The organism is Alcanivorax hongdengensis A-11-3, from assembly GCF_000300995.1.
Lineage (GTDB): Bacteria > Pseudomonadota > Gammaproteobacteria > Pseudomonadales > Alcanivoracaceae > Alcanivorax > Alcanivorax hongdengensis.
Map to the genome: position 1 here is coordinate 33162 of NZ_AMRJ01000006.1, position 16576 is coordinate 49737.

14 protein-coding genes are annotated in these 16576 nt (G+C 62.1%); 12 read left to right on the forward strand and 2 right to left on the reverse strand.

Annotation, left to right across the window (positions count from 1 at the left end; translation table 11 throughout):
- The first annotated feature begins 23 nt into the window (after window positions 1-23).
- The 11 genes from A11A3_RS05830 (at window position 24) to A11A3_RS05880 (ending at window position 12860) form a co-directional block, all read left to right on the forward strand.
- Entirely contained in the window at window positions 24-887 is an 864-nt protein-coding gene (locus tag A11A3_RS05830; RefSeq protein WP_008928347.1) for a branched-chain amino acid ABC transporter permease, read from the forward strand.
- A complete protein-coding gene (locus A11A3_RS05835; protein WP_008928348.1) occupies window positions 887-1948 on the forward strand; it encodes a branched-chain amino acid ABC transporter permease in 1062 nt (353 codons plus the stop codon). Before A11A3_RS05830 ends, A11A3_RS05835 begins: the two co-directional genes overlap by 1 nt.
- Window positions 1941-2708: an ABC transporter ATP-binding protein gene (locus A11A3_RS05840; RefSeq protein ID WP_008928349.1), complete on the forward strand. Its 768-nt coding sequence runs from the start codon at window positions 1941-1943 to the stop codon at window positions 2706-2708. The genes A11A3_RS05835 and A11A3_RS05840 overlap by 8 nt, the downstream gene beginning before the upstream one ends.
- On the forward strand, window positions 2695-3402 hold the full coding sequence (locus A11A3_RS05845; RefSeq protein WP_008928350.1) for an ABC transporter ATP-binding protein: 708 nt from the start codon (window positions 2695-2697) through the stop codon (window positions 3400-3402). The genes A11A3_RS05840 and A11A3_RS05845 overlap by 14 nt, the downstream gene beginning before the upstream one ends.
- A 60-nt stretch (window positions 3403-3462) precedes the next feature.
- Window positions 3463-4644 (forward strand): ABC transporter substrate-binding protein, encoded by a 1182-nt coding sequence (locus A11A3_RS05850; RefSeq protein WP_008928351.1) that lies wholly within the window; start codon window positions 3463-3465, stop codon window positions 4642-4644.
- Between the two features lie 201 nt (window positions 4645-4845).
- Window positions 4846-6936 (forward strand): 3-hydroxyacyl-CoA dehydrogenase NAD-binding domain-containing protein, encoded by a 2091-nt coding sequence (locus A11A3_RS05855; protein ID WP_008928352.1) that lies wholly within the window; start codon window positions 4846-4848, stop codon window positions 6934-6936.
- Between the two features lie 11 nt (window positions 6937-6947).
- A complete protein-coding gene (locus A11A3_RS05860; RefSeq protein ID WP_008928353.1) occupies window positions 6948-8144 on the forward strand; it encodes an acyl-CoA dehydrogenase family protein in 1197 nt (398 codons plus the stop codon).
- Window positions 8145-8154: 10 nt separating this feature from the next.
- Window positions 8155-9297: an acyl-CoA dehydrogenase family protein gene (locus A11A3_RS05865; protein ID WP_008928354.1), complete on the forward strand. Its 1143-nt coding sequence runs from the start codon at window positions 8155-8157 to the stop codon at window positions 9295-9297.
- A gap of 167 nt (window positions 9298-9464) precedes the next feature.
- A complete protein-coding gene (curA, locus tag A11A3_RS05870) occupies window positions 9465-10493 on the forward strand; it encodes an NADPH-dependent curcumin/dihydrocurcumin reductase (RefSeq protein ID WP_008928355.1) in 1029 nt (342 codons plus the stop codon).
- Window positions 10493-11947 carry a DHA2 family efflux MFS transporter permease subunit gene (locus A11A3_RS05875; protein ID WP_008928356.1) on the forward strand — a complete coding sequence of 485 codons (1455 nt, stop codon included), beginning with the start codon at window positions 10493-10495 and terminating at the stop codon, window positions 11945-11947. The genes curA and A11A3_RS05875 overlap by 1 nt, the downstream gene beginning before the upstream one ends.
- Complete coding sequence (locus A11A3_RS05880) at window positions 11940-12860, forward strand: ketopantoate reductase family protein (RefSeq protein WP_008928357.1); 921 nt, start codon at window positions 11940-11942, stop codon at window positions 12858-12860. Before A11A3_RS05875 ends, A11A3_RS05880 begins: the two co-directional genes overlap by 8 nt.
- A gap of 109 nt (window positions 12861-12969) precedes the next feature.
- Here the strand turns inward: A11A3_RS05880 and A11A3_RS05885 are convergent, their stop codons facing one another.
- Window positions 12970-13950: an NAD(P)H-quinone oxidoreductase gene (locus A11A3_RS05885; RefSeq protein WP_008928358.1), complete on the reverse strand. Its 981-nt coding sequence runs from the start codon at window positions 13948-13950 to the stop codon at window positions 12970-12972.
- Window positions 13951-14107: 157 nt separating this feature from the next.
- Between A11A3_RS05885 and A11A3_RS05890 the strand changes: the two genes are divergently transcribed.
- Window positions 14108-15127, forward strand: coding sequence for an MBL fold metallo-hydrolase (locus A11A3_RS05890; RefSeq protein WP_008928359.1), 1020 nt, complete (start codon window positions 14108-14110; stop codon window positions 15125-15127).
- Here the strand turns inward: A11A3_RS05890 and A11A3_RS05895 are convergent.
- Window positions 15124-16521, reverse strand: coding sequence for a hypothetical protein (locus tag A11A3_RS05895; protein ID WP_237738832.1), 1398 nt, complete (start codon window positions 16519-16521; stop codon window positions 15124-15126). The genes A11A3_RS05890 and A11A3_RS05895 overlap by 4 nt on opposite strands.
- Between the last annotated feature and the right edge of the window lie 55 nt (window positions 16522-16576).

The following is a 16576-nucleotide window of genomic DNA, read 5'->3' on the forward strand; positions in this document are numbered from 1 at the left end:
TCCCCAACGCAGGAGGCACGGCCTTGGACCTGTTCTTTCAACAAGTACTCAACGGCCTGACACTGGGCAGCATCTACGGGCTGGTGGCCCTGGGGCTGACGCTGGTGTACGGCATTCTTCATGTTCCCAACTTCGCCCATGGTGCCATCTATATGGTGGGGGCCTATGTGTCCTACCTGACCATGGTGGACCTGGGCTACAACTACTGGGTGGCCATGGCCTGTGCCGCCGCTGCGGTGGCGGCGCTGTCAGTGCTGTGCGAACGGCTGGTGTTCAACCCGCTGCGCGATGCGCCGCCGATCCACGACAAGATTGCTGCCATCGGCATCATGATGTTTCTGGAAGCGGCGGTGCAGATGCAGTGGGGCGCTGAGTTCCGCCGCATGCCCACGCCCTATACCGATATCTTCAACATCGCCGGCCTGACCATTCCGGCCCAGCGGGTGCTGATCATCATGGGTGCCTTCTCACTGATGGCAGTGCTGCATCTGTTCCTCAAGAAAACCATGACCGGCGCCACCATCGTGGCCATGGCCCAGAACCGGGAAGGGGCCTTCCTGGTAGGCATTGATGCCAACCGGGTGGCGATGATGACCTTTGCCATCTCCGGTGCCCTGGCCGCGGTGGGGGCGACCCTGTTCGCGCCCATTAATCTGGTCTATCCGTCCATGGGGCACCTGCTGATCATGAAGGCCTTCGTGATCATCATCCTCGGTGGCATGGGCTCGATCCCCGGCGCCATTGTCGGCGGCCTGATCATCGGCTTCACCGAAGCCTTTGGCGGCTTTTATATCTCCACCGATTACAAGGACATCATCGCCTTTGCGTTGCTGGTGGTGATCCTCTCGGTGAAACCGACCGGCCTGTTTACCAAGGGGGTGCGCTGATGGGTGCCTTGCAGAAAGTCTCCGGTTTCATCATGAGCCCGGCCATGAAGATGTTACTGATCCTGCTGGCGGTGTTGTTCCCGCTGGCGGCCGGTAACGAATACCAGATCTATGTGATGGCGCTGGCCTTTGTCTGGGCCATTGCCGTTTACGGCATGAATATCGTCACCGGCCTGTGCGGCCAGCTGAACCTGGCCCATGGTGCCTTTTTTGCCATCGGCGCCTATACCCTGGCGATTCTTACCGTGGATAACGGCTGGCCATTCTGGCCGGCGTTTGTGGCCGCCGGTGCCATGGGGGCCTTGCTGGGCTTTCTGGTGGGGGTGGTGTCGCTGCGCCTCAAGGAGCACCACTTCGCCATCTTTACCCTCTGTGTGGGCTTCATCATCTATCTGCTGATGGACAAGTGGGAGTCACTGACCCACGGCACCCTGGGCATCATCAATATTCCGGCGCCGCACGGTTTTGGTCTGGTGGATTTCACCGAGACCACACCGTTTTATTACCTGGCGCTGGTGTTTCTGGTGCTGTCGGTGTTCTTCGCCAGTCGCATCAGTCATTCGCTGCTGGGGCGCACCTTTCTGGCCATCCGTATCAGTGATGACCTGGCCGCCTCCCTGGGCATCAACCTGATGCGTAACAAGGTGCTGGCCTTCGTGCTGTCGACCACCTACGCGGCGGTGGCCGGTGCGCTGTACGCCGGCATGGTGCGCTTTATCGGCCCGGCGGAAGCGGACGTGGCCCATACCTTCGACATGATCACCTACCTGCTGGTGGGCGGTATCGGCACCTTGATGGGGCCGCTGGTGGGCACCCTGGTGATTACCTGGCTGACCCAGTCGCTGCAGTCGCTGGAAGAGTACCGCATGATCGTGTTCGGCCCGTTGCTGGTGCTGCTGGTGATCTTCTCGCCCCGCGGTGTGGTGGGGTCCTTTACCGCCTGGCGGGCCCGTCGCCGTGCCGCAGCCCGGGAGCAGCAGGCCCGCCAGACCGCGTCGGAAAAAGTGCCGCCGCAAGCCGGCGCATCGAGCATCAAGAAGGGGGCCGGTAACCATGCTTAAGATCGAGAACCTGACCAAACGTTTCGGCGGGCTGGCGGCGGTGAGCAACGTCAGCGTCGATTTCGAGGCCGGCAAGATCAACGCCATCATCGGCCCCAACGGGGCCGGCAAGAGTACCTTTTTCAATCTGGTGGCCGGCGCCATTGCGCCCACCGAGGGGCGCATCCAGTTCCAGGGCATGGATATCACCGGCATGGCCTGTGATCGCATTGCCCGGCTGGGGATCGCGCGGACCTTCCAGTCCACCATGTTGTTTGAAGAATCCACCGTGCTCGACAACCTGATCGTCGGCCACCGGCTGCGCACCCAGTCACGGCTCTGGGATGTGCTGATCAACTCCAAACGTCTGCGCGACGAGGAAAAGAAATGCCGGGCTCGCGCCGAGGACGTGCTGGATTTTGTCGGCCTGTCGCATATTGGTCATCGCCTCACCGCCGATATCAGCCAGGAAGAGAAAAAACGGGTGGCTTTTGCCCTGGCGCTGGCCACGGACCCGGAACTGGTACTGCTGGACGAACCCGCCGGCGGCATCAACCCGGAAGAGACCATCAAGCTGGCGGCGCTGATCCGCAAGATGGTGGACCACGGCGTCACCGTCTGTCTGATCGAGCACAAGATGGACATGATCATGAGCCTGGCGCACAAGATCATGGTGCTCGATCACGGTGAAAAGATTGCCGAAGGCACCCCGGATCAGATCAAGCAGAATCCGGTGGTGATCGAAGCCTACCTGGGGAGTGATGACGATGCTGCAGCTTGATCATGTGGAAGCCCGCTATGGCAGCTTCAAGGCCCTGGAAGAGGTGTCCATGTCCGTGGAGCAGGGCGAACTGGTGGTGCTGCTGGGCGCCAACGGCGCCGGCAAGAGCACCCTGTTCAATACCCTCAGCGGCTTACTGAAACCGTCGGCGGGAAAGATTGCCCTTAACGGCCGCGACGTGACCGGCCTCAAACCGTCGGCGCTGGTAGCCGCCGGCGTGGTGCAGTGCCCGGAAGGGCGCAAGCTGTTCCCGGAAATGTCGGTACTCAAGAATCTGATGCTGGGTGCCTATGTACACCGGCGCGACAAGGCCGGCATTCGCCAGACCCTGGAGCAGGTGCTGAGTCTGTTTCCGATTCTGGATGAGAAGAAGGACGAGGCCGCCGGTTCCCTGAGCGGCGGCCAGCAGCAGATGGTGGCCATCGGCCGGGCCATGATGGGAAGGCCGACACTGCTGCTGCTGGATGAGCCTTCACTGGGCCTGGCGCCACTGGTGGTCAAGCAGATGTTCGAGACCATCAAGGGCATCAACGAGCAGGGCACCACGGTATTGCTGGCGGAGCAGAACGCCTTCGCCGCATTAAAGATTGCCCACCGCGCCTACGTGATCGAAAACGGTCGCCTGGTGATGGAGGGCGACAAGGACACGATGCTGGGGAACGAAGAGATTCGCAGGGCCTATATCGGCGCCTGACCCGGCACGTGTGCGCTACAGCAGGGGCTTGAGACCCCAAAAAAATAACGGGAGAGCAACATGACGAGCAACACCACCATCAAGGGCTTGTTCCGACGCCTGGCCTGTGCCGGCGCCATCGCCCTGGCTGCGGGCCAGGCACTGGCCAACGAGACCCTCAATATCGGTTTCACCGGGCCGCTCAGTGGCGGCGCGGCCCTGTACGGGGAGAATACCCTGCACGGCCTGCAGATGGCCGCCGATGAAATCAACGATAACGGCGGGTTTGCCGTCGGCAATGAAACCTACGACATCAAGATCGTCTCCCTGGACGACAAGTATTCGCCCAGCCTGGCGGCGGTGAACGGCAAGCGCCTGGTGCAGCAGTACCGCACGCCGGTGATCTTCACCCCCCATTCCGGCGGCACCTTTGCCCTGCAGGCTTTCAATGAGCGCGACAACTTCCTGCTCATGTCCTATACCTCGGTGCCCACCGTGACCGAGAAGGGCAACAAGCTCACCGTGCGTATTCCGCCCACCTTCACCGGTTACCTGAAGCCGTTCACCAAGATCGCCATGGACCGCTTCGGCAAGAAACTGGGCATCGCCAACGCCACCCACGATTATGCCAAGTACTGGACCAAGACCTTTGTGCCGGTGTGGGAAGCGGCCGGCGGCACCGTGGTGGCCGATAACCCGATGGACTACAACAAGTCTGCGGACTTCTATACCGGTGTCAGCAAGGTACTGGCTGCCAAGCCCGATGTGCTGTTCATCGGCGGCGCCTCCGAGCCCACCGGGCTGGTGGCCCGGCAGGCCCGGGAGCTGGGATTCAAGGGTGGCTTCGTGATCATGGACCAGGCCAAGATCGGTGAAATGGCCAAGGTGGCCGGTGGTCTCAAGGCGCTGGAGGGCTCGGTGGGCGTCGTGCCGCTGGTGGACTATCACACCCCGGGTTCCGATGCTTTCGTGGCCAAGTATGAAAAGGCCAACGACGGCGCCGCGCCCACCTCCGAGGTGGCATTCAACTACTTCGGCCTTTACGCCACCGTGGCCGCCATGCAGGCCGCCGGCAGTGTGGACGATGCGGGCAAGATCCGCGCGGCCATGGCCAAGGGCCTGACCACGCTCAGCGCCGAGCACAATCCCTACGGCGTGGAAACCATCGACGACAAGGGCGGCATGGTGGTCGACCCCAATATCGCCGTGGTGGAGAACGGCAAGATCAAGATCGAGAGCCTTTCCGAGGTGATGGCGGACTGACGCCAACCCGGTTCGCAACAGAGGGGCGCCAGAGGGTGCCCCGCTGTCGTTTGGGCTGTCATTTCAATAAATGAAATTTAATTCCAAAATAATTGAAAGTCGCTTCCCTTTGCTTATACTGGGGGCTGTTTCATCCTACCCAGACCCGGTAAACCGGGCCGGACGCCGCCCGAGAGCGGTGCTGTAATCAGGAGAGTGGTAATGAGTGACCCTGTCAGCCTCAGTCGTGACGGTGACATCGGCATCATCCGTATCGATTATCCCCCCGTGAATGCCCTGGGCCACGGTGTCCGCACCGGCCTGCAATCCTGCCTGCGCGAAGCAATGGCGGATGACAGCTTGCAGGCGGTGATCGTGATCGGCGAAGGCAAGACCTTCCCGGCCGGCGCCGACATCCGCGAATTCGGCAAACCGCCACAGCCGCCGTCTCTACCGGAAGTGATCAATGAGTATGAGGCCAGCGACAAGCTGGTGGTAGCGGCCATCCACGGCACCGCCCTGGGCGGTGGCCTGGAAGTGGCGCTGGGCTGCGATTACCGGGTGGCGCTGGACAGCGCCCGCCTGGGCCTGCCGGAAGTGAACCTGGGCCTGCTGCCCGGCGCCGGCGGTACCCAGCGTCTGCCGCGTCTGGTCGGCGCCCGGCAGGCGCTCGACATGATTGTCGGGGGCAAGCCGGTGAAAGCCGCCCAGGCCCGGGAACTGGGGCTGGTGGATGACGTGGTCAGTGGTGACCTGCTGGACGGGGCGCTGGCCTTTACCCGCCGGTTGCTGGCGGACCGGGCACCGCGGCGCAGGATTCGAGAGATGGACGTGCCCGGCGATACCGGTGCCGAGTTGTTCAGCGAATTCGAGCAATCCATTGCCCGCAAGCAACGCGGTTTCAAGGCGCCCTTCAGCTGCATCAAGGCGGTGCAGGCGGCGGTGGAGCTACCCTTCGACCAGGGTATCGAGCGCGAGCGCGAGCTGTTCTTCAAGCTGCTGATCTCACCGGAATCCGCGGCCCAGCGCCACGTATTCTTCGCCGAGAGGGAAGTGGCCAAGGTGCCGGGCCTGGACAAGACCACCCCGAAGCGGGACATCCAGACCGTGGCGGTCATCGGTGCCGGCACCATGGGCGGTGGCATTGCCATGAACTTCGCCAACGCCGGTATCCCGGTAAAACTGCTGGAAGTGAAGCAGGACGCGCTGGACAAGGGCCTGGCTATTATCCGCAGAAATTACCAAAACACCGCCAAAAAAGGGCGTATCAGCGCCGAGCAGGTGGAACAGCGCATGGCGCTGATCCAGCCCACCCTGAGCTATGATGAGCTGGGTGATGTGGATCTGGTAATCGAGGCGGTGTTCGAGAACATGGACGTGAAAAAGGCCGTGTTCACCGAGCTGGACCGGGTCTGCAAACCCGGTGCCATTCTTGCCACCAATACCTCCACCCTGGACGTGAACCGCATTGCCGCCTTCACCGGGCGCCCCCAGGATGTCATGGGCATGCATTTTTTCAGCCCGGCCAACGTCATGCGGCTGCTGGAGAACGTGCGCGGTGACAAGACCGCCGATGACGTCATTGCCACGGTGATGGACCTGAGTCGCCGTATCGGCAAGGTCGGTGTGCTGGTGGGCGTCTGCCACGGTTTTGTCGGCAACCGCATGCTGCACAAACGCCAGGCGGAGGCCGTTCAGCTGGTCAATGAAGGCGCCAGCCCCCAGCAGGTAGACAAGGTGCTGTTCGACCTGGGCTTCCCCATGGGGCCCTTTGCCATGTCGGACCTGGCGGGCATGGATGTGGGCTACCGCATCCGCGAAGAGCTGCGCAAGGACGACCCGGACAACGCACCGCCGCGTAACTGGACCGACGAGCTGGTGGAAGCCGGCCGCCTGGGCCAGAAAACCCGTGCCGGCGTGTTCGACTACCAGGAAGGCGACCGCACCCCGATCCCTTCACCGGATGTGGACGCGATTATTGAAAAATATCGTCGTGACAACGGTATTACCCCCCGCCACATCAGCGACCAGGAAATCCTCGAGCGCTGCATGTACGTGATGGTTAATGAAGGGGCGAAAATTCTCGAAGAGGGCATTGCCGCCCGGCCGCTGGATGTGGACGTGATCTGGATCTACGGTTATGGCTTCCCGGTTTACCGCGGCGGCGTGCTGTTCTGGGCCGACCAGGTCGGCGTGAAAACGATTTTCGACAAGGTTAACGAGATTTACCAGCAAACCGGCTCCGATGTCTGGAAGCCCGCCCAACTGCTCACGGATCTGGCCGAGCAGAACAAGGGCTTCTACAGTAAATAACGAGGACTGACATGGATATTAACTACACCCCGGAAGAACTGGCGTTCCGCAATGAAGTGCGCGCCTTTCTGGACGAAAAACTGCCCAAGGATATCGCCAGCAAGGTGAAGAACAGCCAGCATCTGGGCAAGGAAGACACCATCCGCTGGCAGAAGATTCTCAACGAACAGGGCTGGATGGCGCTGCATTGGCCCAAGGAGTATGGCGGCACCGGCTGGTCGCCGATTCAGAAGCATATCTTTGAAGAAGAGTGTGCCGAGTACGGCGCCCCCACGGTGTTGCCGTTTGGCGTCAACATGGTGGCACCGGTGATCATCAAATTCGGCACCGAAGAGCAGAAAAAGACCTATCTGCCGTCCATTCTCAACAGCGATGTGTGGTGGTGCCAGGGCTATTCCGAGCCGGGTGCCGGTTCCGACCTGGCCGGCCTGAAAACCAAGGCCGTGCGTGAGGGTGACCACTACGTGGTAAACGGTCAGAAAACCTGGACCACCCTGGGCCAGCATGCCGACTGGATCTTCTGTCTGGTACGCACCGACCCCAACGCCAAGAAACAGGAAGGCATTTCCTTCCTGCTGATCGACATGCAGACCCCGGGCATCACCGTGCGCCCGCTGATCACCCTGGACGGCGAGCATGAAGTCAACGAAGTGTTCTTCGATGACGTGAAAGTGCCGGTGGAAAACCTGGTCGGTGAAGAAAACAAGGGCTGGACCTGCGCCAAGTACCTGCTCACCTTCGAGCGTACCGGCATTGCCGGTGTTGGCCAGTCCAAGGCGGCGCTCAAGCATCTCAAGGAAGTGGCTGCCAAGGTCCAGCAGAACGGCAAGCCGCTGATCGAGGACCCGCTGTTCCGCAACCGCCTGGCGGATGTGGAAATGGAACTGATGGCGCTGGAAATGACCAACCTGCGTACTGTGGCTGCGGCCCAGGCCGGCGGCGTGCCGGGGGCGGAAAGCTCCTTTTTGAAAATCATGGGCACCGAACTGCGCCAGGAAATCACTGACCTGTTCCGCCGGGCGGCGGGCCCCTACGCGCAGCCGTTCCTGCCGGAAACCTTCGAGGCGGACTACGGCGGCGACATGGTGGGCCCCGATTTTGCCAACACGGTATCCGCCAAGTACTTCAATATGCGCAAGCTGTCGATCTTCGGCGGCTCCAACGAAATTCAGAAGAACATCATCGCCAAGATGATTCTGGGACTATAAGGAGACGAGCATGGACTTCAAACTGAGCGACGAACAACGCATGCTCGAAGAAACCGTGGGCCGTCTGGTCCGCGATGGTTACCCCTTCGATGTACGCGAAAAGGCCCGCACCAGCGAGCTGGGCTATTCCACTGACATGTGGCAGCAATTCGCCGAGCTGGGCCTGCTGGGCGTGCCCTTTGCCGAGGATTTCGGTGGCTTCAACGGTGGTGGCCCGGAGCTGATGGTGGTGGCCGAAGGCTTCGGCCGTGGCCTGGTGCTCGAACCCTACCTGGCCACCGTGGTGCTTGGCGGTACTCTGATCAATGCGCTGGCCAGTGACGCGCAGAAGGAAACCCTGATCAGCGCCATCATCGGTGGCGAGCTGCGCCTGGCGTTGGCTGCCTACGAACCGCAAGGGCGTTATGACCACACCCAGGTGGCGACCCGCGCCGACAAGCAGGGCGATGGTTATGTCATCAGCGGCCAGAAAGCGGTCGTGCTGCACGGCGACAGCGCCGACAAGCTGGTGGTGATTGCCCGCACCAGTGGCGGTGACAATGATCGTGATGGCCTGTCCGCCTTTGTGGTGGATGCCGGCGCCGAGGGCGTCAGCCGCCGCGGTTACCCGACCATTGATGGCCTGCATGCAGCGGAAATCACCTTCGACAAGGCCGCCGGTGAACGGCTGGGCGAGGAAGGCAAGGCCATTGACGCGCTGGAGAAAACCCTGGCTCTGGGTATCGTGGCCCTGTGTGCGGAAGCCACCGGCGCCATGGAAGTCGCTTGCGACCAGACTCTGGCGTATATCAAGGAGCGCCAGCAGTTCGGTGTGCCGATTGGCAAGTTCCAGGCGTTGCAGCACCGTATGGTGGAAATGCGCATGGAACTGGAAAAAGCCCGCTCCATGACCATCCTGGCAGCCTGCTCGCTGGAAGCGGCGCCGGCATTGCGTGCCAAGCGCGTGGCCGCGGCCAAGGCCCTGATCGGCAAGTCCGGTCGCAAGGTGGCCGAGGAAGCGATTCAGCTGCACGGCGGCATGGGCATGATGGAAGAAACCGCAGTGTCCCATTACGCCAAGCGTATCGTCATGATTGATCACCAGCTCGGTGATCTGGGTTATCACATGCAGCAGCTGGAAGGCTTGCTGGATGTGGATGACGACGCAGCATAAAACATGACAGCAAGGCGGCTTCGGCCGCCTTTTTTGATGGTGGCTAACCGCGCTATTGCCGGTTACGACACCGTTGCTACCTGAAGCGACAAACTCCGCCCCCGGCTATTTGCCTGCGGGCCGCTTTGCCCCAGGCTCGGGGCATTGAATCTTTTCGGGAGAGAACCATGAGTGTAAACCGCCACATTATTCTGGCGCAGCATCCTGTCGGCATGCCCACCAGCGATGACCTTCCTCTGCGCCAGGGTGAGATGCCGAGCCCGGGCGAGGGTGAGGTGCTGATCCGTACCATTTACCTGTCCCTGGACCCCTACATGCGCGGCCGCATGAGCCCGGCCAAGTCCTACGCCGCCGGTGTGCAACCCGGAGAGGTGATGCAGGGCGCTACCGTGGGCCAGGTGATCGAGTCGCGCCTTGACGGTTATGACGTCGGTGACTACGTGCTGGCCTTCGGTGGCTGGCAGGAGTACTCCGTGCAGGGCAAGGACATGCTGCGCAAGCTGGACCCGAAGCAGGCCCCCATCAGCACCGCCGTGGGGGTACTGGGCATGCCGGGCTTTACCGCCTATGCCGGGCTGCTGGAAATCGGCCAGCCGGAAGAAGGCGAGACCGTGGTGGTGTCCGCCGCCAGCGGCGCGGTGGGGCAGGTGGTCGGTCAGATCGCCAAACTCAAAGGCTGCCGGGTGGTGGGCGTGGCCGGGGCAGCGGACAAGTGCCAACACGTGGTCCAGGCCTACGGCTTTGATGCTTGCGTGAACTACAAGGACGATGATTTCGAAGCCCAGCTCGAGGCTGCCTGCCCGGATGGCATCGATATCTATTTCGAGAACGTGGGCGGCAAGGTGTTTGAGGCAGTGATGAAACGGGTCAACGACTTCGCGCGCATTCCTCTGTGCGGGCGCATTGCCCACTATAACGATACTGAAGCGCCGGCGGGGCCGGATCAGCTGCCCGCGTTTCTTACCAAGCTGCTGGTCAAGCGCGTGTTGATCAAGGGCTTTATCCAGTTCGACTATGCCTACCTGATGAAGGACTTTGTCCGTGACATGGGCAGCTGGATGCAGCAGGGCAAGATCCGCTATCAGGAAGATATTGTCGACGGGCTGGAAAATACCGTGGACGCCTTTCAGGGGCTGTTGCAGGGGCGTAACCGCGGCAAGTTGCTGGTGCGTGTCAGTGAGGATCCCACCCGGTAATGGCCTCGGTGGAGGCCCAGGTCGAGGCGTTGTTCGCACGTCATGGTCCGGGCTATCGCTGGCTGGTCACCACCACGGTGATGCTTGGCACCATGTCCGTGGTGCTGGCCTCCACCATTATCAATGTGGCGATCCCCGCCATCATGGCCGAATTCCGGCTGGCCCAGGACCAGGTGCACTGGCTGGCTACCGGATTTCTGGCGGCCATGACGGTGGGAATGCTGCTTAATGCCTGGTGTATCCATTGCTTCGGGGCCCGGCGCTGCTACCTGGTGGCCATGGCCCTGTTTATCGTGGTGTCACTGGCCGGGGCATTGAGCCAGCATTTTTCCCTGCTGGTCGCAACCCGGGTTGCGCAGGGCGTGTTGGCGGGTCTGATACAGCCGTTGGCCATGATCACCATCTTCCAGGTCTTCCCGCTCAATCGCCGTGGCCAGGCCATGGGTATCTATGGGCTGGGTGTGGTGTTGGGGCCTGCCATCGCGCCCGCCATTGGTGGTGTACTGGTGGATTCCGTGAGCTGGCGTGCCGTGTTTCTGGTGGTATTGCCGGCCTGCGGCATCGGCATGCTGATGGCGGGCCGTTTTCTGCCCGGCAAGGATGCACAAGGCAACGCGCCGAGACTGGACGTGGCCGGTTTGTTGCTCTTGTCCGTGGCGGTGACGGCCATACTGTGGGTGATGGCCAGCGGCTACCGCCGTGGCTGGCAGGATGGCCCCTGGCGGGTCGCGCTGGCCGCCGGTTTGCTGGCCGCCGTGGGGTTCATTCTGCGCCAGCGTCATTGTCGCTACCCGCTGATGAATCTGGCGGTGTTTCGTCACCCCGGCTTCGCCGGCAGTTTCCTCATGTCCATGGTGATTGGTGCCGGGGTGTTTGCGTCCACCTATATCACGCCGCTGTATTTTCAACAGGTGCTGGGAGAAAGTGCCGCCCGTGCCGGGTTAATGTTGATGCCGGCGGGGCTGGCCATGGCCTTTACCTTCCCGCTGGCCGGCCACCTCACCGACCGCATGTCTGAAATCGCCCTGATGGCGGCGGGTATGGTGCTGTTCGTCTTGAACATGGCGCTGATGGCCGGAGCTTCCCTGTCCAGTGCCGCTGTCTGGCTGGTGCTGTGGACCTTGCTGGGACGAATCGGGCTGGGGCTGATGATGCCGCCATCGTCCACCGGGGCCCTGGGGTTGTTACCCCCCGCCCTGATCCCCCAGGGCGCCGGTATTTTCAATTTCGGCCGTCAGATCGGAGGGGCACTGGGCGTGAACCTGTGTGCTCTTTGCATACAATTTTTCAGTGACCGTTATCGGCATGCTGACCCGCTGGCATCCTCTGCGCTGGCCTATGAAGCAGGTTTTGATAATGCATTTTGTTTTTTGTTGCTTGTGTTCCTGTTGGCCTGCTTGCCGTTGATGGCAATGGCCCGGGGGCAAAAGAAAGGGAGAGTCAGTAATGAGTGATCAACCGCATGTCCTGATTGTCGGTGCGGGTGCCATCGGCAGTTTTTACGGGGCCATTCTCAAACGGGCAGGGTGCCGGGTCAGCGTGGTGCTGCGCTCGGATTACGATGCGGTCAAGGGCCATGGTTTCCGCTTTGAGAGCGTGCTGGGCGAGCTGTCCTGGATGCCGGACCATATCTATCGCGATGACGATGTTCCCCAGGAAACACCGGATTATGTGCTGCTGTGCGTGAAGGTCCTGCCGGGTGTGGATCGTGCCGCCCTGGTGCGTCCCTGGTTGGGTGACGAGACGGTAATCGTGCTGATAGAAAACGGGCTGGATATCGAGCGGGAGCTGGCCGTGGCCTTTCCGACCCATGCGCTGATCAGCTGCCTGGCCTTTATTGCCGTGAGTCGCATCGGCCCCGGCCAGATTCATCATCAGGCCTACGGGCAGTTGGTGATGGGCAATTTCCCGACCGGTTTCGACGCGCACTGCCAGCAGCTCGCCGGGCGCTTGCGTGACGGCGGCATCGAGGTCAACGAGACCGAGGCGGTGGTGGGTGAGCGATGGCGTAAATGTGTCTGGAACGCGCCATTCAACCCCCTCAGTGTTCTCGCAGACGGCGCGGATACCCTGACGATACTCAATGCCCCGGGCGGTGAAGCGCTGGTACGCGCCATGATGCAGGAGGTCATGGCCGTGGCCAAGGCCGACGGCTACCCACTGCCCGCGGAGCTGGTGGACAAGAATATCGCCGGTACCCGCGCCATGGGGGCCTACAAGAACTCCATGGCACTGGATTACCTGCACGGCCGCCCCATCGAGCTGGATGCCATTCTCGGCAATGCGGTGGCCATTGCCGAACGACTTGCCGTGCCGGTGCCGCATCTGAATACGGTATTGACGGCGCTTCGTATCCGTCAGCAGTAGCCAACCCCGGCCCTTCTTCCCATTGACCGGCGCAGAGGGGCTGGTGGTTTTGGTCATTGAGCGATCCGTGAAAAACGTGAAATAGTATTCCAAATACTGTTTCAGGCTGTCACCGATGCGTTGCCTCGCCCACTTCAATGATGCGTTTGCCGCTGAAGCTGTCCGCTGCCATGTGCGCATGGGCCGCCGGCGCCTGGTCAAAGGCAAAGCGCTCCAGCGGCAATGGCAGCAGTCGGCCACTGGCAAACAGCGGTGCCAGCCGGTCGTTGAAGTACTGTGCGATGCGGATGCGGTTTTCCAGCGGTTGGCTGCGCATGGTCATGGTCTTCAGGGTCTGGCGGCGCATCAGCAGGGTGCCCAGGTTCAGTTGCGTGGTCAGCCCGCCGAGCATGCCGATCATGACCAGGGTGCCTTCCGGGCGCAGGCCATCCAGCAGGGTGCTCCAGTCCGGGCCCACCATATCCAGCATGACGGCCACGCCCTGATTGTCGGTCAGCGCCTGGAGTTGCTCGGCCAGGGTGTCGTCTTCGCGCACCTGCGCCGTCAGTCCCATGTCGTTGGCGGTTTCCAGTTTGGCCAGGTCGCGGCTGCTGCCAATGGGGCGGGCGCCCAGCGCATGGGCCAGCTGCGTGGCGGCCAGGCCCACGCCGGCGGTGGCCGGGCGAATCAGACACCATTGGCCCGCTTGCAGACCGCCCTCCAGAAAAAGGGCCCGGTAGGCCGTCAGAAAGGCCTCCGGCAGGGTGGCGGCGCGGGTAAAATCCAGGCCATCAGGAATGATCAGCGCTTCCCGCTCATGGGTGATGATCTGTTCGGCATAGGCGCAACCCGGCACCAGGCCCATGACCGCATCGCCGACCCGGCGTTGCTGGACTCGCTCGCCCACGGCGGTGACCACGCCGGCATATTCCAGCCCCGGTACCCGGCTGCTGGTGCCCGGCGGTGCCGGGTAGCGGCCCTGCACTTGCAGCAGGTCCGCCCGGTTCACACCGATGGCTCTGACCTGCACCAGGATTTCCTCCGGGCCGGGACTCGGATCGGGCAGGGTGTCCAGTTGCAGTTGTCCGTTTTCAATACACCAGGCGCGCATGTCTGTACTCCTTACAATCATGGTTCACAACAGAGGTCATAGAGAAGGCCATTTGTCCGGACGCAGGGCCAAAGGCGCTGGCGACTCGCGACGCTGAAATTTGCGATGGATGTTTCTCTGTGTACTCGGTGACCCCTGTGGTGAAAAAGGGTTTGTTATGTCTTTGCACTATCCGTTCACTGATCTACCGCCGGCCGGTCAGCGCTTCAAGGTCGCCGACGGGGTTTACTGGTTGCGGTTTCCGCTGCCGTTCGCGCTCGATCATATCAACCTCTGGTTGCTGGAAGACCTCCATGGCTGGGTGATCGTGGATACCGGGCTTGGCGTTCGTCGCAGCCGGGAGATCTGGCAACAGTTGCTCAGCGACCAGCTGGACGGCAAGCCGGTCACGCGCATCATCGTCACCCATTACCACCCGGATCATCTTGGCATGGCCGGCTGGCTGCAGCAGCATTGCCAGGCGCCGGTCATTCTCAGCCAGGGTGAGTGGCAGCTGGCTACCGCCATCTGTGAAGCCTCCGACAGCCAGACCATCGAGCGGTTCAAGGGTTTTCTTGGCAGCCATGGGCTGCGGGGCGACAAGCTGGACAAGGTGGCGGGCAAGGGCAATGGCTTTCGTCGGGTGGTCATGCCGATGCCACAGGCGCCGGAGTTTGTCGGTGCCGGTGACCGCCTGAGCATCAATGGCGAAAACTGGCGTATCCACATCGGTCGCGGTCACGCGCCGGAGCATCTTTGCCTGTACCGGGAGCATGACCAAGTGCTGATCAGTGGTGATCAGGTGTTGCCGACCATTTCCAGCAACCTGATGGTTCGGCCCACCGACCCACAGGCCGACCCGGTGACGGCCTTTGTTGATAGCCTGTTGGCGATCCGCGAGGCGCTGCCGGCGCAGACCCTGGTGCTGCCGGCCCACGGTCTGCCGTTTCGCGGCCTGCATGAGCGCATCAATGACCTGGCAGCACACCATGACAGCCAGCTGGAGCAGGTGCTGGACGCTTGTCGTCATCAGCCATGCAATGCCCACGATATCCTCCCTGTGTTGTTTGACCGCACGCTGGATGTTCAGCAGCTCATGTTCGCCATGGGTGAAAGCATTGCCCACCTCAATTGTCTGGCCGGCCAGGGCCGGGTGCACCGTGAGCAGCGCGATGGCCTGTGGCTGTTTGCGGCCTAGAGCAGCACAGACAGCATCCATAACCAACCGGCCAGCAGCGGCACTACCAGTACAAAGAACAGGCCATTCCAGCGCCAGGCAATCTGCCGGGCGGGGCGCTGGATCAACTGGCTGAGCACCAGCATGGAGGCGGTGAAGGGTGAGGAAATCATCGACAGGCTCCAGGAGCACATCAACGCCACTGCCAGCAGGCGTGGATCCACAATATTGCCGTCACCCAGCAGTGATGCCAGCAGGGTCACCGAAACAATCGGGTTGAGCCCCAGTTGGGCCAGTACGACTACCAGCAGCATGGCGGCAATCGCCATGGCCGCGCCGTGCAGATGGCTGGCCAGCAGCAGGTGGTGCAGGGCCTGGCCATCCACCAGGGGAGTGAGCAGGGCGCCAAGGCAGGCTGAGCCACCCAGCACGGCAATCTCGCCACGGTTGGCGCCGAAAATCAGCCGTGAATGTCGGGCCACCTGGGTCACCGCCCGGCGCAGGCCAGTGCCGCCGCCCAGGCGTTGTCGCTGGCTGGCCATCCAGACAATGGCCGACAGCGGGCAGGCTACCAGCACCGCCAGTGGCAGGCGCATCTGGCCGGCCTGGGCCACGGCAAACACACTCAGGGTGATGGCCAGGGCCAACAGACTGAAGCGCCACAATGGTGTCAGCGCGGGCGGCGCGGTGGCCGGCACCCGGCTGGCCAGCTGACTGGGGCGCCGCTGCCAGTCCAGCCACCAGCCGAGCAGGAAGAACAGCGCGGCGGTGGGCAGGGCCACCGGCGCCAGTGTTGCCCAGGTAAGGCTGGGCATATTGGCCAGAATCACCGCCATGGTAATGCCCAGTGGCGAGACCAGCGGTGCCAGCGCAAAGCCGCGCAGGATCGACAGCATCATGCGCCGTTCGCGGGCCTGCTGGATGTCCCGGTGACCGCCGGCGGCCTTGAGGGTGTTGCTGCGCATGACCATGGTGGCGAACAGGTTGAGTACACCAATATTGATGATCAGGCCGAACAGGGCGGTGCCCAGTGACAGGGTCGGATAGCGCAGGGCCGGTTTCTGGCGTATCAATGTCTGGCCCGCTTCCCGCACCAGTCGCGAGCGCATGGCCGAGACCCGCAGCAGGCCCAGTGACGAGACGAAGGTGGCAAAGAAGCAGAAGCGATCCAGCCCGTGTAGCAGAAGGGGCAGGGGATGGGCCTGACTCAATAAGACGGTGGCGGCAAGGCCGGACGTGACCAGCAGAATCCCCTTTGCCATGGGCGCCTGGCGGGGCCACTGCACCAGCAGGTAGCTCAACAGGGCAAAGCGGGCAACCCAGGCGGCGGTGCCGATATCCAGCAGCAGAAACAGCAGGGTGGCCAGCATGCAAAGCGGCAGGCTGTAGTCGGGCCAGCGTTTCAGAGGTGGCAATAACGTCGGCAAGGGCGGCCTTTGTTGTCGTCATTGCCATCCAGACCCCGTCGGT